18 protein-coding genes are annotated in these 22,337 nt (G+C 54.6%); 9 read left to right on the top strand and 9 right to left on the bottom strand.

Translation table 11 applies throughout. The features are described from left to right. Positions 1 to 77: 77 nt before the first annotated feature. Entirely contained in the window at positions 78 to 1,667 is a 1,590-nt protein-coding gene (locus tag ACN06F_RS15950) for an ABC-F family ATPase (protein ID WP_038478718.1), read from the top strand. 11 nt (positions 1,668 to 1,678) lie between these two features. Here the strand turns inward: ACN06F_RS15950 and ACN06F_RS15945 are convergent, their stop codons facing one another. The 5 genes from ACN06F_RS15945 to ACN06F_RS15925 all read right to left on the bottom strand — a co-directional run bounded on the left by ACN06F_RS15945 (position 1,679) and on the right by ACN06F_RS15925 (position 5,883). Continuing rightward, positions 1,679 to 2,269 carry a cell division protein ZipA C-terminal FtsZ-binding domain-containing protein gene (locus tag ACN06F_RS15945; protein WP_433924282.1) on the bottom strand — a complete coding sequence of 197 codons (591 nt, stop codon included), beginning with the start codon at positions 2,267 to 2,269 and terminating at the stop codon, positions 1,679 to 1,681. A gap of 25 nt (positions 2,270 to 2,294) precedes the next feature. After that, positions 2,295 to 2,765 carry a TspO/MBR family protein gene (locus ACN06F_RS15940; protein ID WP_433924281.1) on the bottom strand — a complete coding sequence of 157 codons (471 nt, stop codon included), beginning with the start codon at positions 2,763 to 2,765 and terminating at the stop codon, positions 2,295 to 2,297. 124 nt (positions 2,766 to 2,889) lie between these two features. Then, positions 2,890 to 4,008, bottom strand: a complete 1,119-nt coding sequence (locus tag ACN06F_RS15935) for an alkene reductase (RefSeq protein WP_433924280.1) — start codon at positions 4,006 to 4,008, stop codon at positions 2,890 to 2,892. Positions 4,009 to 4,184: 176 nt separating this feature from the next. Further along, on the bottom strand, positions 4,185 to 4,556 hold the full coding sequence (locus ACN06F_RS15930) for a hypothetical protein (protein ID WP_198349406.1): 372 nt from the start codon (positions 4,554 to 4,556) through the stop codon (positions 4,185 to 4,187). 136 nt (positions 4,557 to 4,692) lie between these two features. Beyond that, positions 4,693 to 5,883 carry a M24 family metallopeptidase gene (locus tag ACN06F_RS15925; protein ID WP_433925127.1) on the bottom strand — a complete coding sequence of 397 codons (1,191 nt, stop codon included), beginning with the start codon at positions 5,881 to 5,883 and terminating at the stop codon, positions 4,693 to 4,695. Between the two features lie 357 nt (positions 5,884 to 6,240). Here ACN06F_RS15925 and ACN06F_RS15920 point away from each other — a divergent pair, with 357 nt between their 5' ends. Next, positions 6,241 to 7,533, top strand: a complete 1,293-nt coding sequence (locus ACN06F_RS15920) for an NAD(P)/FAD-dependent oxidoreductase (protein WP_038478700.1) — start codon at positions 6,241 to 6,243, stop codon at positions 7,531 to 7,533. A 212-nt stretch (positions 7,534 to 7,745) separates the two neighbouring features. Here ACN06F_RS15920 and ACN06F_RS15915 read toward each other — a convergent pair whose 3' ends face one another. After that, positions 7,746 to 9,134: a glutamine synthetase family protein gene (locus ACN06F_RS15915; RefSeq protein WP_433924279.1), complete on the bottom strand. Its 1,389-nt coding sequence runs from the start codon at positions 9,132 to 9,134 to the stop codon at positions 7,746 to 7,748. Positions 9,135 to 9,400: 266 nt separating this feature from the next. Between ACN06F_RS15915 and ACN06F_RS15910 the strand changes: the two genes are divergently transcribed. From ACN06F_RS15910 to ACN06F_RS15890, 5 genes are all read left to right on the top strand, one after another. Beyond that, the gene (locus ACN06F_RS15910) at positions 9,401 to 10,207 is read left to right on the top strand and encodes a gamma-glutamyl-gamma-aminobutyrate hydrolase family protein (RefSeq protein WP_038478694.1); all 807 of its coding nucleotides are present in this window, start codon (positions 9,401 to 9,403) and stop codon (positions 10,205 to 10,207) included. 35 nt (positions 10,208 to 10,242) lie between these two features. Next, complete coding sequence (locus tag ACN06F_RS15905) at positions 10,243 to 11,619, top strand: aspartate aminotransferase family protein (RefSeq protein WP_095603664.1); 1,377 nt, start codon at positions 10,243 to 10,245, stop codon at positions 11,617 to 11,619. Further along, a complete protein-coding gene (locus ACN06F_RS15900; protein WP_095603665.1) occupies positions 11,619 to 13,118 on the top strand; it encodes an aldehyde dehydrogenase in 1,500 nt (499 codons plus the stop codon). The genes ACN06F_RS15905 and ACN06F_RS15900 overlap by 1 nt, the downstream gene beginning before the upstream one ends. Before the next feature lie 214 nt (positions 13,119 to 13,332). Then, positions 13,333 to 14,787, top strand: a complete 1,455-nt coding sequence (gene nhaC, locus ACN06F_RS15895) for a Na+/H+ antiporter NhaC (protein ID WP_095603667.1) — start codon at positions 13,333 to 13,335, stop codon at positions 14,785 to 14,787. A gap of 163 nt (positions 14,788 to 14,950) precedes the next feature. Next, the gene (locus tag ACN06F_RS15890; RefSeq protein ID WP_051626371.1) at positions 14,951 to 15,502 is read left to right on the top strand and encodes a cupin domain-containing protein; all 552 of its coding nucleotides are present in this window, start codon (positions 14,951 to 14,953) and stop codon (positions 15,500 to 15,502) included. A gap of 125 nt (positions 15,503 to 15,627) precedes the next feature. On the opposite strand, the gene ACN06F_RS15885 is transcribed toward ACN06F_RS15890, so the two are convergent. Further along, the gene (locus ACN06F_RS15885) at positions 15,628 to 16,293 is read right to left on the bottom strand and encodes a lysozyme-like domain containing protein (RefSeq protein ID WP_433924278.1); all 666 of its coding nucleotides are present in this window, start codon (positions 16,291 to 16,293) and stop codon (positions 15,628 to 15,630) included. A 75-nt stretch (positions 16,294 to 16,368) separates the two neighbouring features. Next, positions 16,369 to 17,787, bottom strand: a complete 1,419-nt coding sequence (locus tag ACN06F_RS15880; RefSeq protein ID WP_433924277.1) for a PLP-dependent aminotransferase family protein — start codon at positions 17,785 to 17,787, stop codon at positions 16,369 to 16,371. 140 nt (positions 17,788 to 17,927) lie between these two features. On the opposite strand from ACN06F_RS15880, the gene ACN06F_RS15875 reads away from it, so the two are divergent. Together ACN06F_RS15875 and gabT are read left to right on the top strand one after the other, a co-directional pair. Continuing rightward, entirely contained in the window at positions 17,928 to 19,379 is a 1,452-nt protein-coding gene (locus ACN06F_RS15875) for an NAD-dependent succinate-semialdehyde dehydrogenase (protein ID WP_433924276.1), read from the top strand. Positions 19,380 to 19,390: 11 nt separating this feature from the next. Next, positions 19,391 to 20,662 carry a 4-aminobutyrate--2-oxoglutarate transaminase gene (gabT, locus tag ACN06F_RS15870; protein ID WP_198349421.1) on the top strand — a complete coding sequence of 424 codons (1,272 nt, stop codon included), beginning with the start codon at positions 19,391 to 19,393 and terminating at the stop codon, positions 20,660 to 20,662. A 9-nt stretch (positions 20,663 to 20,671) separates the two neighbouring features. On the opposite strand, the gene ACN06F_RS15865 is transcribed toward gabT, so the two are convergent. Next, the gene (locus tag ACN06F_RS15865; protein WP_433924275.1) at positions 20,672 to 22,252 is read right to left on the bottom strand and encodes a deoxyribodipyrimidine photo-lyase/cryptochrome family protein; all 1,581 of its coding nucleotides are present in this window, start codon (positions 22,250 to 22,252) and stop codon (positions 20,672 to 20,674) included. Positions 22,253 to 22,337: the final 85 nt, after the last annotated feature.

Genomic DNA, 22,337 nt, shown 5'->3' with positions numbered 1-22,337 from the left:
GGTGTAACGCTGCCCAAAGGCGCGTAGAATCGCGAGCCTTTGAATGCGCAATTACACTGTTAACCAGGGCTCACATCTTGATCGCAACCGCCAATATCACCATGCAGTTTGGGGCCAAGCCCCTGTTTGAAAATGTCTCCGTCAAATTTAATAACGGCAATCGCTACGGTTTGATTGGCGCCAATGGTTGCGGTAAATCCACCTTTATGAAGATTTTAGGTGGCGAGCTTGAGCCTTCGTCCGGCCAGGTCATGCTGGATAGCAGCACGCGGCTTGGTAAGCTACGCCAGGATCAGTTCGCCTATGAGAACGAGCGAGTCATTGACACCGTCATCATGGGGAACGCTGAACTGTGGAAAGTGGCCGCCGAGCGCGAACGGATCTACTCCCTGGCAGAAATGAGTGAAGCGGATGGCATGGCGGTGGCCGACTTGGAAGTACGCTTTGCTGAGCTTGACGGCTATACCGCTGAGTCTCGCGCCGGGGAGTTACTGTTGGGGCTAGGTATTCCCATTGAACAGCACACCGGCCCGATGAGTGAAGTTGCTCCCGGCTGGAAACTGCGTGTGCTGCTGGCCCAGGCACTGTTTTCCGACCCGGATGTGCTGCTGCTCGATGAGCCGACTAACCACCTGGATATCAATACTATCCGCTGGCTGGAAGATATTCTCAAAGCGCGCAGCAGTACCATGATTATCATCTCCCACGACCGCCACTTCCTGAACAGCGTGTGCACGCACATGGCGGATCTGGATTACGGGGAAATTACCCTGTTCCCCGGTAACTACGACGACTACATGACAGCCGCCACTGCTGCCCGTGAGCGCCAGCACTCGGATAACGCCAAGAAAAAAGCCCAAATTGCCGAGCTTCAGCAGTTTGTTAGCCGCTTCTCGGCCAACGCCTCCAAAGCCAAACAGGCCACTTCACGGGCGCGCCAGATCGACAAAATCAAGCTGGAAGATATCAAGCCTTCGAGTCGGGTTAGTCCGTTTATCCGCTTTGAGCAGAATAAAAAGATTCACCGCAATGCCGTAAATGTAGATGCAATTACCAAAGGCTACGATGATGAGAAGCCGCTCTTCGAGCGTTTCTCGATGACCGTAGAAGCAGGTGAGCGCATTGCTATTATCGGCCCCAACGGCATTGGTAAAACCACCCTGCTGAAAACCCTGGCGGGTGATTTGCACCCCGATGCCGGTGAAGTGAAGTGGACCGATGCAGCGGAAGTTGGCATGTTCGGCCAAGATCACACCGACGACTTTCCTGTTGATGCCACGCTCTTCGAGTGGATGAGCCAGTGGACCAAAGGCGGTGAGCAGGTGGTGCGCGGCGCGTTGGGCCGGATGCTGTTTTCCAGCGACGATATTGGTAAATCGGTGAAGGTCATTTCCGGTGGCGAGCAGGGGCGCATGCTGTTTGGCAAGCTAACGCTCACCAACCCGAACGTGCTGCTAATGGATGAGCCGACCAACCACCTGGATATGGAATCGATTGAGGCGCTGAACTTAGCGCTGGAGAACTACCCAGGCACGCTGATATTTGTCAGCCACGACCGCGAGTTTGTTTCCTCGCTGGCCACGCGCATTATTGATATGCAGCCCGAGGGCCTTGTCGACTTTAGCGGCAGCTACGACGACTACCTGCGTAGTCAAGGTGTTGTTTGATCGCTAACCGATCAACCAATAATGTGCGCGTAAGTCGACTCGGAGGCGGGTTGCTGCTCGGCATCGAGTAAGTTGCCGCTAAAGGTTTCGTTTAGCTCTTTGGCGAGTTCTACATAAACGTACATCTGCTGATTGCGACGTTTATGTAGTGGCGGCTTAACCAGCAAGCTAATCCCACGAATGGGTTCGTGGGTTTCGCCTTGAAGTAGGTCGGGCATTTCTCCAGGTGGAAAGGCGTTGGCGATCGTGATTGGGTTCGAGGGTTGTTTGCCTTTGATAAAGAAAACCTTTTTGACTGCATCATAGCTGGCTTCTTTTCCCCGTAGCCACTCGGCCAGGCGTTCGTCTGTCGTCGAATCGGGATGAGAAAAAATGACAAATAGAGAGTGCTGCTTTACTTTCGCTGTGCGCTTGGTGGGCACCGGTTCTTCTGGTTCAGGGGAGGGAGGCTGTGGTTCTGCTTTGGGTGCTGGCGGCGTGGCGGCCTTTGCTTTGGCGCGGCGTTGTTTGGGAAGAACCACGTAAACGAAAATAGCCGCAGCCACGACCCCCAGCACTAATGAAGCAACAGCGAGTAAGAACGGAAGTGAAGTGATATCCATCTCATTGAGTCCTATCTGTCGGCGCTTAGGCCCTATTATTTAGTCGTAAAATAGCGGCATTCAGTGTTAACGCAAGCGCCACCCAAAGCCAGTAAGGCACCATCAACCAAGCAGCTAACAGGCTCACATTAGCAAATAGCACTATGGCTAGTGTAATTAATCCCAACAGGAGCACGATATCTGCCAGCGCTGTGGTGATCTGCTTTCGCCCAAAGAACAGCCATGACCACGCCGCATTGGCCAGTAATTGCAGGCCATATACGACCAGACCGGCGGCGCGAAACGGAGAGTCATCGGCCATATAAATGCGCCACGCCGCAATGGCCATCAATAAATAAAGGATGCCCCAGGCGATCGGGAAGGCGATATCAGGTGGTGTCCAGCTGGGTTTGCGCAGTTTGCGATACCAGTCATCAGGGCGGAAACGTGCTCCCGTGGTGGCAGTAAGGCCAGCAAGCAGGAGTGACACCAGCAGGGCGAACAGCGAACCGAACATGACTCACCAGTATGTGAAAACGATAGAATCAATAGCCTAGCAGCGTTTTGACGCGTTCAGACATAAAAAAAGCACCACCTAAGTGATGCTTTTCGTTCATAAGGGTTCCGGCTTAACAAGAAATCTAGCCAATACGATCGTAGCCGTTATCCATAAACGGATAATCGGTGTAGCCCTTTTCATCACCGCCGTAGAACGTTTCATGGTTCGGCTCGGTAAGGGGGGCATTCACTCGGAAGCGTTCCGGCAGGTCGGGGTTAGCGATATAAGGGCGGCCAAAGGCTACGGCATCGGCGGTGTTTTGATTAATGCGTGACTCCGCGCGTTCTGCGTCGTAGTTGCCGCAATAAATCAGGCTGCCATTAAAACGCTCGCGCATTTGCTCACGAAAGCCATCAGGGAAAGTGATATCGCCACCGATCCAGTTAGGCTCGTTTAAATGCAAATAGGCTAAGCCGCGTTTGGACAGCTGCTCTGCCAGATAGAAGGCCATGGCTTCTGGCTCATCATCAGTCAGGCCGAACAGTTCGATAAAGGGCGTCAAGCGAATGCCCACGCGCTCTGCACCGAACACTTCAACTACCGCATCGACCACCTCTAGCGGGAAGCGCGCGCGGTTTTCCAACGAGCCGCCGTACTGGTCGGTGCGCTGGTTGGTGCCGGTGGCCAGGAACTGGTTAAGCAGGTAAGCGTTAGCCGCGTGGACTTCCACCATGTCGAAGCCTGCGCGTTTGGCACGAACAGCCGCTTGGCGGTAGTCATCAACAATGCCGGGGATCTCATCGGTTTCCAGTGCCCGGGGCGTGCTAGTAGGGTGCTGACCAGCCGTCCCGTCTTCAAATTCAACAAAGCACTGAGCGCCTTCGCCTTTTAACGCGCTAGGGGCAACAGGCTGTTGTCCATCCGGTTGCACCATTTCATGGGACACACGCCCAACGTGCCACAGCTGCAGCGCGATACGACCACCTTTGGCATGCACCGCATCCACCACGCCTTTCCAGCCAGCTTCTTGTTCATCCGTCCAAATGCCAGGTGTATACACATAACCCTTGGCTGTGGGGGAGATGTTGGTTGCTTCACTAATAATCAGCCCTGCGCCTGCCCGCTGACCGTAATAGGCTTCCTGCAAGGTGCCCGGCACGCTGTCTGGGGTGCGCGAGCGTGTCAAGGGAGCCATGATGACTCGGTTTGGGATCGACAAACTACCTAATTGAAGAGGGGTGAAAAGCGCTTCATACGCCATGAACAGACTCCTTTTGGAAGCGGTCAATTTAATCGTGGCGAACAGAATAGACCAGTTTACTAGTAAATGCTAACTCAGTAATTACCAGCCGCTACGGCGCAGTCATGGGATAAGATTTTTGAAGGCAAAACAAACCCCCGGCAACGCAATAAACCGGGGTATAGGTAAAGGGTTGCTTAGGCTCTCTGCCAAGGCCAGCGGCGCTTGGCTGGCGTATTGATTTGTTCAATAGCGTTGGTCAGCGCCAGCATGATGGTGCTTAACTGGCGGTGGCAAACGGCGCTGCTCAGAACGCCGGGGCACTGCTTGAGGAGTAAGTCACACTGCTGTGAGGCAATGAATATTTGCTCGGTGACGGGAGGGGCGAAGAGCGGCTTCGCTTGCTGGCTGCAGCGGGTTAGTTCCCGTGACAGCAGAGTGAGCATGCTGGTGTCTAGCCAGCAGGGCAGCGGGTCGTCTAGCCGACCGGCAATCGAGTGTTGCACTGCTTCGAAAGACGTGCGCAAAAATATCAACGTTTGGCGAAGCTGGCGCTGCTCACTAGTCATCGTGCTTACCCGACCTCAAATAATGGCTACCTCAGATAAATGAGAAAAGATAGTGTTTCTCATTTGCATCTTTAGTGACGATAGCGCTGGTTAATCGTACTGTCAATCTTGGGCTATAAGTGTGGTTCTCTATTCGCTACTTATCCATTGCCTGATAAAGCTGCCAGTCGTTGTTAGTGAGTGGCTCGGCGCCGTGTTGAGTGACCACCACGGTATCACTGATCCCTACGCCCCACTGGCCAGGAACGCGAAGGCAGAGCGGTAAGTGGAAGACCATGTTCTCTTCGAAGGGACGATGTAGGCCTTGGGCAATATAGCCGGTGCCTTCAACCCAACTAGGAGGGAACTGCGCACCCACCGCGTAGCCAAACACCCCCGAGAAGAACAGTTGATCACGGGTAGTTGCCAGCAATGCATCCGCTGCCTTCGCGGCATCATCAAAGGTGTGGCCCGGTTTCATATAACTGCATAGCGATTCGAACAGCGAACGGCACAAGTCGCGGGTGGCGGTTAATTCAGCACTAGGTTTTCCAGTCACGGCAGTGCGCATCATCGGCGCGGTATAGCGCTGGTAAGCGGCACCGAATTCTAAAAATATCGGTTCATTGGGCTGTATGACGCGGCGCTTGTGGTTCACGTGAATCACCCCAATGCGGTGCCCACTGGTCACGATAGGCTGCAAACTCATAAACTCGCTGCCGTTCTCTAGCAGCGCTTGAGCACCGATAGCGGCAATATCGTTATCAGTCATGCCAGGGCGAATAGCGGCCATCGCAGCTTCTAAACCTGCCGCAGTAATTCGTGCACTTTCGCTGAGCATTTCAAGTTCGGCGCTACTTTTAACAATGCGAATCGTATCGAGCAGGTCGCCTGCTTCACAGAAGCGCTCTTTACCTACTGAGCGGGCCAGCGCGTCCATCACGCCCACTCGCAAACCGCTGCTCCAGCCATCAATGCCAATTTGCTTGCAAGAAGTGAGTAAGTCCGCGAGCGGTGTAATGATCTCATCCAGGTTTTCCCATCGGTAACCAATGATTTCGTCGACACGGGCGGTGACCACTGCCGCTCCTGTTTCAATAGATGCCACCTGCAGTACCAGCTGTGTAGGTGTGCACACTAAGCAGGCGTGTACCGATACCTCGAAGGTGTGATAGCCGGTTAAGTAGTTAATGTCGGCAGGGTCGGTGAGCAGTAATGCATCTAGCCCGCGTTGTGTCATTGAATGGCGCACTTTGTCTAGGCGCGTTTGGTATTCGGCAGGCGCAAAGGGCAGCTCACTTTGGGCAAGCGTCTCGGCAAGGGCGGTGCGGTAGTGTTGATAATCCATAGCGGTCTCCGGTGGGGCTATGGTGAGTATAGGCAGCTGCTCTAGCGTTACGCTGCTGCGGTTATCAACGCTAGCAATAGCAGCGAGTTGTGCCTCAATCGTACCCGGTAATAAGGCGCAAACAGGAAGCACGTGGCCTCGCCCTCAATGGGGGCGGTGCATAAAAACGTGTGGTGACTATTTTCAGCGTGATAGACGTGTGTTTTATGTCCGAGTGTTGCTTTTTTAATAACATTTATCTTGTGGGAAAAGGTGTTGTTCGCCTCTGCAAGCCCATTGAATGCTGTTGCTTGCGCATTCGTACGCCGGTCTATATGATCTGATTGGTTAAAATAATCAACAAAAGGAAGGTGGCAAATGCAACCTCAAGCGTCTTCTGGTCATGTCGCGTCTTACTACGCGGCATCGTCAAACTCCACATCTCAAAGGCCCATGCTGGAGGGGGATGTTGAATGTGATGTCTGTGTCGTGGGGGCTGGCTTTACGGGCATCTCTGCAGCACTACATTTGGCGGAGCGTGGTCATCGGGTAGTGGTGCTGGAAAGCGTGGCGATTGGCTTTGGGGCGTCCGGGCGCAACGGTGGCCAGATCGTTAATAGCTATAGCCGTGATATGGATGTTATTGAGAAACAAAACGGCGCTGAAACCGCTCGGGCGCTGGGTGCAATGGCATTTGAGGGTAACCAGATTATCCGTCAGCGCATTGAAAAGTATCAGATCGACTGCGACCTAAAAGAAGGCAACTTGTTTGCCGCTTGTAACAAGAAGCAGTGGGAAGGCTTAAAGGAGCAAAAAGCCTTATGGGAGCGCTACGGCCATCAGAAACTTGAGCTGTTGGAAGGTGAAGAGGTTAGACGAGAAATAGGCAGCGATCGTTATGTGGGGGCATTGGTAGATCACTCTGGTGGGCATCTTCACCCTCTCAATTTGGTGCTGGGGCAGGCGGCGGCGTTGGAGTCGTTGGGTGGCAAGATTTTTGAGCACTCCCCTGTGACTCGCGTAGAGCACGGTGAACCGGTGACGCTGCATACCCCCAAGGGGCGCGTGACCGCTCAACGGGTCGTTATGGCTGGCAATGCCTATTTGCAAGGGTTGCTACCCAAGCTGGAAAGCAAGGCGATGCCGTGCGGCACCCAGATCATTACCACTGAGCCGCTGTCTGCAGAGTTAGCAGCACGATTACTACCTAACGATAAAGCGGTAGAGGATTGTAATTATCTCTTGGATTACTACCGCCTGACCGCCGATAACCGTTTGCTATATGGCGGCGGAGTGAACTATGGCGGGCAGGAGTCCGCCAGTATTGAGGCAGCTATTCGACCGAAAATGCTGGCTACTTTTCCAGAGCTTGGCGATGTCCGCGTCGATTACGCCTGGAGCGGTAACTTTTTGCTGACACTCAACCGCCTGCCGCAGTTTGGCCGCATTAATAGCAACGTTTACTACGCCCAGGGGTACTCTGGCCACGGGGTAACGTGCTCTCATCTGGCTGGCAAGTTAGTGGCAGAAACGATTAGCGGTGAAGAGACGCGTTTTGAAGCTTTTGCACAGATTTCCCACCTGCCAATGCCCGGCGGACGGTTGTTACGTGTTCCGCTTTCCGCGATGGGAGCGTGGTTCTACGCCATGCGTGACCGGTTGGCTGTTTAGCGCTGATTAGTTTGAGGATTGCTTGGAAGCGGGCTGGCGAATACGTTCGTCAGCCCGTTTTTATTTGCCACGGATGCTCACGGATAACACGGAATAAAAAGCTAATAGAAGGACGGGGATAGCAGCATAAGATAGGCAGAAGCAATAAAAGAGAGACGCCGAGCAGCGCCTCTCTCTATTCTCTTGGTGGGTTCTATTGGTGGTTTATCAGCTTATACGTGGCGCAGGTACCAGTCATACTCCATGGCGCTAACTTCGCGCATGGTTTCGGCGCGCTCTGCTTGGCGGTTGGCAATGAACACTTCAATAAAGTCTTCGCCAAGCTGTTCGCCAAGTACGCGGTTGTTGTTCAACAGGTGCAGCGCTTGGGTCCAGCTGTTAGTTAGCTGAGGTGCGATTTGATCATAGGCGTTGCCGACGATTGGCTCCGCAGGTGTAATCTGCTGAGTTAGGCCATGTTGGATAGAGGCCAGTACGGTGGCCAGTAACAGGTAGGGATTAACATCGGCACCCGCCACACGGTGTTCTATGCGCCGCGCTTCTTTTGGCCCAGCGGGGACGCGTATGGCCACAGAGCGGTTATCGTATCCCCAGGTAGGTGCCAAGGGCACATAGAGTCCTTCCTGAAAACGGCGGAACGAGTTGAGGTTGGGAGCCAGCAGTGCCATGGAGTCTGGCATCAGCTCCAGCAGTCCTCCTACGGCGTGTTGCAGTGCGGTGCTCTCCAGCGGATCGTCGCCGTTTTCGGCAAAGATATTGTGTCCGTTGCTATCTACCAAGCTGACGTGAACATGGGTGCCGCTACCCGCTTCTAAGCCGTAAGGCTTGGCCATAAAGGTAGCTTCAAAACCGTGCTTTAATGCCACGCCCTTGATCAATCGCTTGAGTAGTACCGAGTGGTCGCAGGCGCTTAACGCATCATCTGTGTGAATCAGATTGGCTTCAAACTGGCCGGGTGCACACTCTTTCAATACCGTATCCAGCGGCAAGCCTTGCGCCTGGGCGGCACTCTGCAAGTCATTGATAAACTCAGCGTACTCGTCTAGCTCAAGCACCGAATACAGCTGACTTTGAGTGGCCCGCTCGCCGCTGCAGGGAGACTGCGGTGGCTGAATCAAGTTTTCTTCGTCGCGTAAACGATCAACCAGATAAAACTCTAACTCAAGGGCGACGACAGGGGTTAAACCACGCTCGGAGAACTGCTCAAGAATGCGCCGCAGAATCTGGCGAGGATCGGCAAAAAATGGCGCGCCGTCCATCTCCTCCATGGTCATCAATAGCTGGCCATACTGGTTGTTATTCATCCAGGTGACCGGATTGAGCGTACCGGGAATGGCGCGACATACGCGGTCGCCGTCGCCGCTGGAAAGCCCCAGCCCCGTCTCTTCAACGGTGTTGCCATTGATGTCCAACGCAAATACCGAAGCAGGCAAATAGATGCCTTTTTCAAACACTTTGCCAAGGTTATCGCTAGGGATGCGTTTACCACGAATGACACCGTTAAGATCACTGATTAACAGGTCAATGCTGGTGATCTCTGGGTGACTGTCAAGAAAGTCCGAGGCTACGTTTTGAGCGTCTGTGTTATTGGCAGAGGACATACGTTGTACCTTATTTTTATGCCGTTTTAGTTGTGTTTCTGCTAACAGTATCCTTGCTTCGGCAGCCGCCTGTGTCAAATATTTAATAACAAAAATAGTGTCATTATTTTTTGTCGGTAACGGATGTGTTTTTTAATTCTTTGTTTATCAATAGTTTAATATGTTTTTTCATAAAAATGCTATTTTGCTATTGGAAAATAAAACAAGCCACGCTATGTTGAAGTGACTGTTGAATAAAACATAACAACTGACAAAGTGGTTTGACTATGCAAGCAACGCATTCCCCACGCCCACTGGTGGGTGTTATCGCCTGCTGCCGAGAAGTGGAAGGCCATCCCGCGCAGATAGTGACCGATAAATTCCTGCAGGCGCTTTACCACTACGGCATCACGCCGGTGATTCTTCCTGTGTTAGCCGCCGATACGTTGACGCCCGAGCAGCATGCTGAACAGGCCATTGCTCTGTTGGGCAGCCTGGATGGCTTGCTGCTAACTGGCAGTTATACCAACGTCGCTCCTGACCGCTATGGTGCAGAACGCGCCCCAGAGAATACCCGTGCTGACGCACGGCGCGATGAGGCGGCACTGTGCTGGGTACACGAGGCGTTACGTCAGGCGTTGCCCTTATTTGGCATTTGTCGCGGCTTTCAGGAAATGAATGTCGCCTTTGGAGGCACCCTTCATCAGGCAGTTCAAACGCTACCAGGCATGCTTGATCATCGTGAGCCGCCCGCTGACGACATGGCGGGCCATTATGCGCCCTCTCATACGGTAAAGATCCGCCCGGATGGCGCCCTGGCGGCGCTCTATAGCAGCGAGCATGCTGAGGTGAATTCACTGCACCAGCAGGGGATTGATCAGCTTGCACCAGGTCTGGATGCAGAAGCCTGGGCACCTGATGGATTAGTTGAAGCAATTTCTGTGCGCGACGCTGCTGCGTTCGCCCTGGCTGTGCAGTGGCACCCGGAGTGGCGTCCTAAAGAACATCCTTTCTATGACGCACTCTTTCAGGGGTTTGCGGCGGCCTGCCGTCAGCATCGTACCCAACGCGCCGCCCAGCCAGTTAATAGCTGAATGCTTGTTGCAACGACTTGAACAGGAGCCGACCTATGCAGACCCAGGACTATCAGGCGTTGGATCGCCAACACCACCTTCATCCATTCACGGACTTTAAATCACTTGGCGAAGAGGGTAGCCGCATCATCACTCACGCCGATGGGGTATACATTTACGACAGCCAAGGCAATCGTATTCTTGATGGTATGGCGGGACTTTGGTGCGTCAATCTCGGTTACGGCCGACAGGAGTTGGTTGATGCCGCCACCGAGCAGATGCAGCAGTTGCCGTATTACAACAATTTCTTTAAAACCACCCACCCCCCGGCAGTAAAGCTGGCCGCTAAGCTGAGTGAGCTGGCACCCGAGCATATCAATCATGTGTTCTTTACGGGTTCCGGGTCTGAAGCCAACGATACCGTGCTGCGCATGGTGCGGCGCTATTGGGCGATCAAAGGCAAGCCGGAGAAGCAATGGGTCATCTCGCGTGAAAATGGTTATCACGGCTCTACTGTCGCGGGCATGAGCCTTGGCGGTATGGCGCCGATGCATGATCAAGGCGGCCCGTGTGTGCCGGGGATTAGCCATATTTGCCAGCCTTACTGGTTTGGTGAAGGGCGCGATATGAGCCAGGAAGCCTTTGGCAAGCAGTGTGCCCAAGCGTTGGAAGAGCAAATTCTGGCGTTGGGTGAAGACAAGGTGGCGGCGTTTATCGCTGAGCCGGTGCAGGGCGCAGGCGGTGCGATCATTCCGCCGGACAGCTATTGGCCTGCGGTGAAAGAGGTGTTGGCCAAGTACGACATTCTGTTGATTGCCGATGAAGTGATTTGCGGGTTCGGGCGTTTAGGCGAGTGGTTTGGCAGTACTCACTATGGGTTAAAACCTGACCTGATGCCGATTGCCAAAGGGCTATCGTCGGGCTATCTGCCCATTGGCGCGGTGCTGGTGGGAGATCGCGTGGCCGATACGCTGATCGAAGACGGCGGTGAGTTCTTCCACGGTTTTACTTACTCTGGTCACCCGGTCTGTGCAGCGGTTGCGCTTAAAAACCTCGAATTGCTGGAAAGTGAACGGGTAGTCGAGAAAGTCCGCGATGAATTGGGGCCCTATCTGGCTAAGCGTTGGCAGGAACTGGCTGAGCATCCGCTGGTGGGTGAAGCCCGTTCGTTGGGCTTGATTGGGGCACTAGAACTGGTCGCCGACAAGAGCACCGGTGAACGCTTCGATAAGTCTCTTTCCGCGGGCAACTTGTGTCGTGATTTGTGCTTTGAACATGGCCTGGTGATGCGCTCAGTGGGCGATACGATGGTGATGTCTCCGCCGCTAATTATCACCCGCGATGAAATCGATGAATTGGTCAGTAAGGCGCGTTTGGCGTTGGATAAAACCGCTGAAAAGCTGGCGATAACACACCCTATGGAGAGTGCATAATGGCGGCAGATACACCGAAAACCCTCGCCGACTGGCAATCAAAAGCCGCATCACTGAGCTTTGAAACGCGCGCTTTCATTAATGGTGAGTTTGTCGCTGCCGCTGATGGTAGCACGCTGAGCAGTATCAACCCTGCCACCGGACATGTTATTGCTGAAGTAGCCAGCTGCGATGCGCAAGATGCTGAGCTTGCGACGCAGGCAGCCCGTGCAACCTTTGAAAGTGGTGTCTGGTCACGTTGCCACCCAAGTAAGCGCAAACGGGTGCTACTGCGTTTAGCCGAGTTGGTAGAGACACACCGCGATGAACTGGCGCTGTTAGATACGTTGGACATGGGCAAGCCGATTTCCAGTTCGCTAGGGGATTTGGCAGGCACCGTCGCCTGTCTGCGCTATCAGGCGGAGTGTATCGACAAGCTTTACGGTGAAGTGGCTCCTACTGGCGATCGTGCGCTAGGGTTGGTACTGCGCGAGCCAATGGGCGTTATCGCTGCCATTGTGCCTTGGAATTTCCCACTAATGATGACGTCGTGGAAGATTGCTCCGGCACTGGCGGCGGGCAACAGCGTCATTCTCAAGCCGTCGGAAAAATCACCTTTGTCAGCGCTGCGCTTGGCCCACCTTGCCAAGGAAGCGGGTATTCCCGATGGCGTCTTTCAGGTGCTGCCAGGGTACGGCCATACGGTGGGCAAGGCTCTGGCACTTTCCATGCAGGTTGATGGTCTAGCGTTTACCGGCTCCACCGGCGTGGGTAAACAGCTGATGCAGTACGCCGGACAATCCAACTTGAAACGCGTGTTTCTGGAGTGCGGTGGCAAAAGCCCCAACATCGTTTTTGCCGACTGCCAGCACCTTGATGCCGTCGCCCAAAGCGCTGCGGAAGCTATTTTCCACAACCAAGGCGAAGTCTGTATTGCCGGTTCACGCCTGCTGGTGGAAAACAGCATTCGCAAAGATTTTGTGGCTCGGGTAGTGAAAGCTGCTGAGCATATGCAGCCGGGAGATCCGCTCGATCCGGGTAGCTTCATGGGTGCCATGGTTGATGAAGCGCAGTACCAACGAGTACTGGAGTATATTCGCCAAGGCGAAAGCGAAGGTGCCACCCTGAAACTGGGCGGCGAACCTAGCGATTCCAATGGGTACTTCCTGCCGCCTACGGTCTTCGATGATGTGACTCCCGAGATGTGCATTGGCCGCGAAGAAATATTTGGCCCTGTGCTGAGTGTGTTTGGGTTCGACAGCGAAGAGCAAGCCATTGCTCTGGCCAATGACAGCGACTACGGCCTGGCTGCCGGCGTTTGGAGTCAAGATATTGACCGCATCATGCGGGTCTCTCGGCGGCTGCAATCCGGCCAGGTATATGTGAATAACTGGGCCGGTATCGATCAGACCGTTCCTTTCGGCGGTGTTAAGCAGTCGGGCAATGGACGCGATAAATCGCTTCACGCACAGGAGAAATACTGTGAAGTGAAGACGGTATGGATGTCGCTTAGCCCTTAAAACATCTTTACCACGTATTGATTTGAGTCATCCACAGCGCCAGACGTCGCCGTATAAGCGGTGGCTCTGGCCATGGCTTCCCTGTGCCTGAACGCCGTATCAGAAAGGTAATAACAATCTCTGCAATGGTCTCAGCGATGACCAGCACAACGGTTTCTAACGCGGTTACATCACTATCAACACCAACAACAAGCAAATGCTGAGTGAGGACATTATGTCGACCGACACCACTGTTAAGGAAGATCAGGAAATACCACGGCCAAGTTTAAAAGCGACCATGATCCCCATTGTGTTTATGGCAGCATCTTTGGGCGTATTTATTGGCTACTTCGAAACGGATCCGCACTTGCCGCTGTTTTTAAGTGCGATTGTGGCGACGGCGGTGGCCATTGCGACAGGTAGCCGCTGGAAACAGCTTGAAGCGGGCATCATGCGCTCTATTGGCCTGACGACTCAGGCAATTGTCATTCTGATCATTATCGGCACCATTATTGGCTACTGGATTGCCGGTGGGATTGTGCCCACGATGATCTATTACGGCCTGAGTATTCTGGCACCGGATTACTTTTTGGTCGCGGCGTGCTTAATCTGCTGTTTGGTATCGTTGGCTGGCGGCAATGCCTGGACAGCGGCCGGCACTATTGGTATCGCTTTAATGGGCGTCGGTGAAGGACTAGGCCTTAACCCCGCAATGGTCGCGGGAGCCGTGATCTCCGGCGTGTATTTTGGCGACAAAATTTCTCCGCTTTCCGAAACCACCAATATGGCGCCAGGTGTGGTCGGTGTTGATCTGTTTGAACACATTCGCTATATGCTCTACACCACGGTTCCTGCGCTAGCGGTTGCTCTGGTGCTTTACACCATTATCGGCCTGAACATGACGCCTTCCGGTGATGGCGCGGCACAGGTAGCCGAGTTACAGCAGAGCCTCAATGAGCTGTTTATCATTAGCCCCTGGCTGCTACTGGTGCCAGCGGCCGTCATCGTGATGATGATCAAGAAAGTACCCGCCATTCCCGCGCTTTCTGTTGGCTCGCTGATGGGGATTGTCTGTGCGATTGTGGTTCAGGGCGTCCCGTTAGGCGATAGCTTTACTATTTTTGTGGAAGGCTACGCGGTAGACACTGGAAACGTTACGGTGGACGACCTGCTGACCAACGGCGGCGTTAGCGCCATGATGTGGACGGTTTCGCTGATCATTATCGCGATGAGCTTTGGCGGGATTCTTGAGTCAGCAGGGTTCTTTCGCACCATCGTGGAAAGTCTGCTCAAACTGGCCAAGACCACTGGCAGCCTGATTGCTACCACGGTAGCAACATCGATGGCCGCTAACGTCGTAGGTTGCGATCAGTATCTCAGTATTATTCTGCCTGCCCGTATGTATGCCAGCGAGTACAAGCGTCGCTCGCTCAAACTGAAAAACCTGTCTCGCACAGTGGAAGATGCAGGCACCATGACATCACCACTGGTGCCCTGGAATACCTGCGGTGCCTTTATGTTTGCCACGCTTGGGGTCAGTGCCTTTAGCTATGCGCCCTACGCCTTTCTGGCGCTGCTGAGTCCGATGTTCGCGATTATTTATGGCTTTACCGGCTTCCGTATCGCCTATGAAGATGGGCCGAAAACGGTAAGTGCCGACTCGGGATTAGCGGGAGTTCGTAGCGCCTGAACGGAACAGAATGGCTGAAGCTGATTAAAACGATTATTTTTCAAAACGCCACGTTAATTGAGAGTTTGCCCCACAGCCGTGGGGTTTTTTTTGCGCTATTATGTGCCCATCAATAGACCGCCAACGTAATTTAATTTACTTATTGATAGGGAGTGAAAAAAGCATGTCGGATGACGTGGGTGCGAGCTTGCGCTCCTTGCGCAAGCAGCGAGGGATTTCGCAGCGTGAACTGGCAAAGTTGTGTGGGGTCACCCACTCAAGTCTTTCGCTAATAGAGCAAGGAAAAGTTAGCCCATCAGTCAGTTCCCTGAAGAAAATCCTAAACGCATTCTCTATGAGCGTCGGTGATTTTTTTACGATGGATCTTGATAGTCAGGAGCAGATTTTCTATTCGGCGGATGACTTGGTTGATATCGCATCCGGCGATATTTCCTTCAAACTTGTCGGGGCAAATCGGCCTAACCGTGCGCTGGCGTTTATGGTTGAGCGATATCTGCCGGGTGCGGACACTGGGCAAGCCATGATTACTCACTACGGTGAAGAGGCTGGCTTTGTCGTAGAAGGCGAGATTGAAATCATTGTTGGCAGCACCGCCAGGCGCTTAGGGCCGGGGGAGTCTTATTATTTCAAGACAAGCGTTCCGCATCGTTTCCGAAATATTAGTGATGCCCCCTGCAAGATAATTAGCTGCGCTACGCCCGGTAAGGCGTTCTGATATTACTGGCATGGCTACCGTTTATTGTTTGACCATGCCAAACACGCCAGACAGCAGTGATATTCAAAACACACCACTCACTAACACCCCTGCCAAACCGCTCATTAGACACATGAGCGGGGCTCTTAACTACGACAAAACGGCCAGACCTGATAAAACCTGCGGCACTGAAACTCTGCTTCGCAAGCGTTGAGTTGCGCTTGATAACGGTTAGCGCGGGCTGCCACTTGGCTGCCTGCACGCAGCACGTGGGGTTTACTGCGGTAGGAGCCTCGCTGATAGCCACCTGCGCCTTCATGGTAAGCGTAGTAAAGGTGTTCAGGGTTACTCAGCGAGATACCTGCCTGTTGCTGTGAGCGGCGGTTATACCAGCCAATAAAATCCGTAGCGTGCTTCATATGGGTTCGGCGGGCAAACAGGCTGCCCGCTTGATCCTCATACTCCTCCCAAACGGGATCTTGGGCTTGGGCATAGCCTTTGGCGGAGGAGGGGCGTGGGCCGGGGATAAAGCCCAGGTAATACTTGCGGTCTGGGCGCACATGGCTGCGAAATGAAGATTCCTGCTGAATAAATGACATCTGTGTGGCAATAGGTGTGCCCCATTTCTCTTCTGATTCCCGGGCATAGTCATACCAGCTCGGCTGCTCACGAAAGATTTCACAAATATTGCTCTGATCTTCCGGCGGGTTAGGAGCAAAGGTTGCGCAGCCTGAAACAGCCAGTACGGCGCACAGCGCTATCAATAGGCGAAGCGTTGAGAGGAGCACCGAATTATCAACAGGGTGGCGCATGACAAAATCCTTGTGAATAAGTTTTTTTTACTAGGCATACAGTGTGATGCTCAACACGGTCTAAGCCTACCTCACCTAGCGAAGTAGTAACTCTAAACAGCGCCGCAGCCGTTGGGCTTCACGCACTAATGTCTCGCCCGATAACATGCCCACGCCCATTACCAATCCTGTCCGTGAGTCCTTGTCAGCGCACACCGGGCTTAGCGGGCGAACAATCAAGTGTTCTTTGAGCAGTGCTTGGGCAAGTGCTACATCATTAACCCCGGGCTCAAACTCAACGCACAAGCTAATCGCGCTAGTCGGGGGGGACACATTGCGCACTTTGGGTAGTGAGCTAAGCTGGTCGTGCAGCACCTGCTGACGGCCTAGATAGTCGCGCTGGATGCGGCGACACCAAGTGTCTAAGTCACCATCAAAAATAAATTGCGCCAATACCGCTTGATCAAGCATACGGCCTTCGCGAAACAGCTCGCTGCGTAAGCGGTTCATTGGCCCTGCCAAATGGCGTGGCACCACCAAATAGCCAAGCCGCAGGCCGGGAAACATCATCTTAGAGAACGAGCCTACCAGTAAATGGCGTTCCGAGTTGGGATCAAACAGCAGGTTAGTGTGATCGTCTCGGGTGAATTCGTAGTCATCCTCTACTACATAGGTGGGCGATAAAGCATCACAGAGCTGCTGCTTATGAGCAGCGCGTGTGGGCACGCTAAGCGGATAGTGATGAGAGCCGGTCAAATACGCGAGCGCAATATTACCGGTCGTCTGCGGAAACACATGCCCACTATCGGAAAACCAAGGCAGCATCTCAATCGAAAGCCCTGTGGCTGTGAATACGTTGCGCGCCCCCCAATAACAGGGCGACTCCATCGCCACGGTATCGCCTACATCGGCCAATGCCATGGCGCATAGCTCAATACCGTTATGGGTACCATCGGTGATGATGATCTGTTCGATATCACAATGAATATTACGCCAGCGCGCCAGAAACTCCCGGATTGCGCGCTTAAGCGGCCCATAGCCACCAGTAGAGTAAGAGAGCAATAAGGCATTTTGTGGCACGGTGACGCTGGCATACAGCTGACGCCACTTGCGCATTGGAAACTGGGCGATATCCGGTATGCCAGGCACAAAGGCACCGCTTTGCACGGTGCTGGCGCCAGGCCAACGCAATACTTGCTGAGCACGTTTTGAAAGCTGAACACTCTGTGACGTGGGAGCGACAGAAGCCTCTTTCTTACAACTCCAGGTGCCCTTGCCATGAAATGTCGTTAGCAGTCCCTCTTCAACAAGTGTCGAAACCGCCACCGCTAGCGTATGTCGGGCAACGCCCAACGTTAATGCCAACTGACGGTGCGACGGCAATCGAGTTTGGTTCGGCCACGCCTTAGTAACCGCCTGCCTCAATGCCTGCTCCAGTCGTACTTGTTTGCTTAAACGCTCAGGTTGCTGCGCATAGTGTTTTACAAGCTGCTGTAACACGTCCTGGCGGTCCATTCACATCCTCTTATTGTCATGATGCTCCCCGTTTAGATAGTAAAACAGAAAAGTGGTCTGGTTGAACGCGAAAGTGGTGCATTCGTTCACCAGCGCATTACTGCTAGCGTGCATACCATGTTGCAGATCAGGAGAAGATCATGAGCTTTATCGAACAGTGGTTACACGATGCAGTACCCACCCTGGTGGGTGGCGAGTGGCGCAAGGGGCAACAGACCTTTGCCGTCGATAACCCCGCAACCGGCGAGACGATTGCCCGGGTTGCCGACTTAGGCGCTGATGACGCCCGCGACGCAGTGGCCGCAGCGTATGCCGCCGGGCCCGCGTGGCGCGCAACACCAGTGAAACAGCGCTCGGCATTGCTGCGCCGCTGGTTTGAGCTGATCAATGAACACGCCGATGACTTAGCCCGCTTGATGACCTTGGAGCAGGGCAAGCCGCTAGCAGAAGCCAAGGGCGAAGTGACTTACGGCGCCTCATTTATTGAGTTTTTCGCTGAAGAAGCCAAGCGTATGGCTGGGGAAACCCTACCCAGTCACGGCGCGGATAAGCGCCTAATGGTGCTGCGTGAGCCGGTCGGCGTAGCGGCAGCAATTACCCCGTGGAACTTCCCGCTGGCGATGATTACCCGCAAGTGCGCCCCGGCCTTGGCCGCAGGCTGCACCGTGGTGATTAAGCCCGCCGAAGCCACGCCGTTAACCGCGTTGGCAACGGCCTACTTGGCGCTTGAAGCGGGCTTGCCAGCCGGCACCATTAACGTGATTACCGCCTCAAAACCGGCAGCGGTGGGTGAAGTGCTCACTACCGACTCTCGGGTGCGTAAAGTCTCGTTTACTGGCTCGACCCCAGTGGGTAAACACCTGCTCGCTCAGTGCGCTAGCACAGTGAAGAAAACCGCAATGGAACTGGGCGGCAACGCACCGTTTATCGTCTTTGATGACGCTGATGTGGACGCCGCCGTGGAGGGGGCGATTGCCTCAAAATTCCGTAACGCCGGGCAAACTTGCGTGTGTACCAACCGTTTCCTGGTGCAGGACGGTGTTTACGATGCGTTCGTCAGCAAGCTGACCGAGCGAGTTAGCGCGCTGAAGGTCGGCGATGGTTTAACGGAAGGCAGCTCCATCGGCCCGCTGATTAACCAAGCGGCGGTGGAAAAAGTACAGCGTCACGTTGACGACGCGGTGAATCATGGTGCGCGACTGCTCTGCGGTGGCAAGCCCCACGCCGCAGGCGAGCGCTTCTTTACACCCACGGTGCTTGCTGACGTAACCACCCAGATGGCGGTGGCCGATGAAGAAACCTTCGGACCCGTCGCGCCAGTGTTCCGTTTCCAGCGTGATGAAGAAGCGATCGCCATGGCCAACGATACCCCGTTTGGCTTGGCGGCCTACTTCTACGCCACGGGTTACCGCCGTATCTGGCACACCATGGAGCAGTTGGAATACGGCATGGTTGGTGTCAATGAAGGCCTGATTTCTACCGAGCTGGCGCCGTTTGGCGGCGTGAAAGAGTCTGGGTTGGGGCGCGAAGGTTCCCACCACGGGTTAGATGAGTTTACTGAACTGAAATACGTCTGCGTTGGCGGTCTATAAGGAAAACGATGATGAATAACCAAGAATTGAACGAACTGAAAAATCGCTATGTGGCCAACGGTGCCGCCACGCCTACCACCCAGTTTGCCGAGCGCGCTGAAAACGCCGAGTTATGGGATGCCGATGGCAACCGTTGGATCGATTTTGCGGGGGGGATTGGCGTATTAAACCTGGGCCACCGCCACCCGAAAATTGTCGCGGCAGTTGAAGCGCAGCTCAAGAAAGTCATGCACACCAGCGCGGCGGTGATCTCCTACGCCCCTTACGTGCAGCTGTGCCAAAAACTTTGTGAACTGACGCCGGTGCGTGGCCCCGAGCGTAAAGCAATGCTGGTTAATACCGGTGCGGAAGCGCTGGAAAACGCCGTGAAGATCGCCCGCGCGGCGACTGGTCGTACAGGCATTATCACGTTCGACGGTGCTTTCCACGGCCGTACCATGATGACGCTGGCCATGACCGGTAAGGTACTGCCCTATAAGAACGACTTCGGCCCTATGCCGGGTGATGTTTTCCGCGCACCGTTCCCCAACCCGCTGCACGGCATCAGCGAAGAAGCGTCGTTAGACGCCATTCGTACGCTGTTCAAAACCGATATTGCCCCGCATCGCACGGCGGCTATCGTGATTGAGCCGGTACAGGGCGAGGGCGGTTTCTACATCGCCTCACCGGATTACCTGAAAGCGCTACGTGCGCTGTGCGACGAGCACGGTATTCTGCTGATCGCCGATGAAGTTCAGTCCGGCTTTGCCCGTACCGGCAAGCTGTTTGCGCTGGAACATAGCGGCATTGAAGCGGACATCCTCACTACCGCCAAGAGCCTGGCGAACGGCATGCCGCTATCGGCGGTTGTGGGTAGTGCCAAAGTGATGGATGCCTCTGGCCCCAACTCCCTGGGTGGCACCTACAGCGGTAACCCGCTCTCCTGCGCAGCGGCGCTGGCGGTCATCGAGGTGATCGAAGAAGAAAATATCCTGGCGCGCAGTGAACAGATGGGCAAAATGCTGGCCGAGCGTTTTGCGGTGTGGGAAGCGCGTTTCCCTGCCGTTGCCCACGGCCGCCAGCTCGGCGCTATGGCCGCGTTCGAACTGCTTAACAGTGAAGGCAAGCCGGATACTCAGATGACTGGAGCGCTGTGTGCCAAAGCCCGTGAGAAAGGCCTGATTCTTCTTTCGTGTGGTTTCTACGGCAACAGCATCCGCATTTTGGTGCCGCTAACGGTGTCGTCTGCAGTGCTGGAAGAGGGCTTGAGCATTATCGAGGAGTCTCTGGAAGCGCTCAGCTAAATCGTCCTTCTAAGCATCATCAAACCCGTCATCGCCAAACAGTGAAAGCTGCTGGCGATTGGCGGGTTTTGTTTTTTTAGCGCGCTGAGTGGGCGGTCGTCGCTGGCTGGCGAGCTTATCCACAATGGCTCGGCTGGATTCCCTGGCCTCTGGCGTGCGACGCAGTTCATAGAGCAGCTTCTTCCAGTGCCGCGCTTCGGCTTCGAAATCGTTGGTGATGGGGTAGTCGGTGCCCGGTTGAAAGCCGAATCGCTGGCGTAGGCTTTCGGGTAGTGCCCAGGGCTTGGCGCGCCATTCCAAGGGCAGGGGCGCTAGTTCTGGCACCCAGCGGGCGACAAACTTGCCTGTGGGGTCGTTATCCTCCGCTTGTTTAATCGGGTTATACACCCGCAGCGTGTTAGTGCCGGTGGCACCTGCTTGCATCTGCACCTGGGGGTAGTGAATGCCCGGTTCGAAGTCGGTAAACAGACGTGCCAAGTGCAGCGCGGGTTCATACCAGTGCAGCCCCAGGCCGAAGGTGGCGTGGGAGATCAGCATGGCGCGCATGCGAAAGTTAAGCCAGCCGGTAGCGATAAGACTGCGCATACAGGCATCGACTAGCGGCACGCCGGTTTGGCCGTTCTTCCAGGCAATGAGGTTGGGGTGGTTGGGATCGCGCTCCCGCAGGCCGCGCAGCGCCGGGTGCAGCGTTTGATGCTCGATGCTTGGCTCACTTTCCAACTTCTGAATAAAGTGGCAGTGCCAGTAAAGTCGCGAGGTGAAGGCGCGTAGTGAGCGGGCCCAGGCGGTATCATCGGCATGCTTCTGCCGCTGACGGCGTAACGACTGGACAACTTCGCGCATGGAAAGCGTGCCCCAGGCCAAATGCGGTGAAAGCCGCGAACCAAACTCCCACGCTAGCAGCGGCTTAGACAGCGAGCCGCGATAACGCCGCCCGCGTGCTTGCACAAAACTACGCCACAGTGCGCGGCCTTCGTTGCGCCCGCCCCGCTGGCGCTGGGGGCAGGGTGTGGTATCAAATCCCAGCGTTAAGGTAGGTAGTTGCTGAACGTTAAGGTGGTGAAAGGCTTCCCAGCCTGACACTGCTTGGGCGCTTTGCGGCGCGTGGCAGGTCGGGGCAGACATCAGCGTTTCCCAGTGGCTCTCCCAACGGGTTTGGTGCCCAGAGCGGCTGCTAAGTCCTCGTACTACACCGTGCTGGCGGGCTTCCCGCCAAGCTACACCGTTGGTTTGGCACCAAGCATGCACTTGTTTATCCCGCTCAAAGCTCCAGGCGTTGCCCGTTTCCTGATGAGAGTGAAGGGCAATGTGGCCGTAGTGAGCTTTTAGGGCGTTCAGCAAATCGACAATATCACCTTGCCAAATACATAGCGGTAGGCCAATGGTCTCCAGTGCGTTGGAAAGGTCGATAAGAGCGTCAGCGGCAAACTGCCAGTGGCGCAGGGCGCTATCTGGTGCTTGCCACTGGCCAGCTTCAATCGCAAAAACAGGCAGTACAGGGCCAGCCGCCGATGCACTGGAAAGTGGCGCATGATCATGAATGCGCATATCGCGTTTGAACCAAACGACCTGGATGGGTGCCTTAGCCATGCCGTATCCTGATGGTTTGCTCGGCATAACGCCTATTCGTCATAAAACCATGACGTTACCATCAATTGATAGACGTCGTAAGCGG

Source organism: Vreelandella sp. 21 (assembly GCF_050995515.1).
Classification (GTDB): domain Bacteria; phylum Pseudomonadota; class Gammaproteobacteria; order Pseudomonadales; family Halomonadaceae; genus Vreelandella; species Vreelandella alkaliphila.
The sequence above is the reverse complement of the archived record's forward strand: the minus strand, read 5'-3'. Positions and strand labels throughout refer to the sequence as shown.

Bases quoted from the DNA above. Each gene is read 5' to 3' on its own strand.
- ACN06F_RS15940 (WP_433924281.1), bottom strand. From the start codon at position 2,765: ATGTTCGGTTCGCTGTTCGCCCTGCTGGTGTCACTCCTGCTTGCTGGC.
- ACN06F_RS15930 (WP_198349406.1), bottom strand. From the start codon at position 4,556: ATGACTAGTGAGCAGCGCCAGCTTCGCCAAACGTTGATATTTTTGCGC.
- ACN06F_RS15905 (WP_095603664.1), top strand. From the start codon at position 10,243: ATGCAGACCCAGGACTATCAGGCGTTGGATCGCCAACACCACCTTCAT.
- nhaC (WP_095603667.1), top strand. From the start codon at position 13,333: ATGTCGACCGACACCACTGTTAAGGAAGATCAGGAAATACCACGGCCA.
- ACN06F_RS15880 (WP_433924277.1), bottom strand. From the start codon at position 17,787: ATGGACCGCCAGGACGTGTTACAGCAGCTTGTAAAACACTATGCGCAG.
- ACN06F_RS15935 (WP_433924280.1), bottom strand. From the start codon at position 4,008: ATGGCGTATGAAGCGCTTTTCACCCCTCTTCAATTAGGTAGTTTGTCG.
- ACN06F_RS15915 (WP_433924279.1), bottom strand. From the start codon at position 9,134: ATGTCCTCTGCCAATAACACAGACGCTCAAAACGTAGCCTCGGACTTT.
- ACN06F_RS15925 (WP_433925127.1), bottom strand. From the start codon at position 5,883: ATGGATTATCAACACTACCGCACCGCCCTTGCCGAGACGCTTGCCCAA.
- ACN06F_RS15875 (WP_433924276.1), top strand. From the start codon at position 17,928: ATGAGCTTTATCGAACAGTGGTTACACGATGCAGTACCCACCCTGGTG.
- ACN06F_RS15885 (WP_433924278.1), bottom strand. From the start codon at position 16,293: ATGCGCCACCCTGTTGATAATTCGGTGCTCCTCTCAACGCTTCGCCTA.
- gabT (WP_198349421.1), top strand. From the start codon at position 19,391: ATGAATAACCAAGAATTGAACGAACTGAAAAATCGCTATGTGGCCAAC.
- ACN06F_RS15910 (WP_038478694.1), top strand. From the start codon at position 9,401: ATGCAAGCAACGCATTCCCCACGCCCACTGGTGGGTGTTATCGCCTGC.
- ACN06F_RS15920 (WP_038478700.1), top strand. From the start codon at position 6,241: ATGCAACCTCAAGCGTCTTCTGGTCATGTCGCGTCTTACTACGCGGCA.
- ACN06F_RS15900 (WP_095603665.1), top strand. From the start codon at position 11,619: ATGGCGGCAGATACACCGAAAACCCTCGCCGACTGGCAATCAAAAGCC.
- ACN06F_RS15890 (WP_051626371.1), top strand. From the start codon at position 14,951: ATGTCGGATGACGTGGGTGCGAGCTTGCGCTCCTTGCGCAAGCAGCGA.
- ACN06F_RS15865 (WP_433924275.1), bottom strand. From the start codon at position 22,252: ATGGCTAAGGCACCCATCCAGGTCGTTTGGTTCAAACGCGATATGCGC.
- ACN06F_RS15945 (WP_433924282.1), bottom strand. From the start codon at position 2,269: ATGGATATCACTTCACTTCCGTTCTTACTCGCTGTTGCTTCATTAGTG.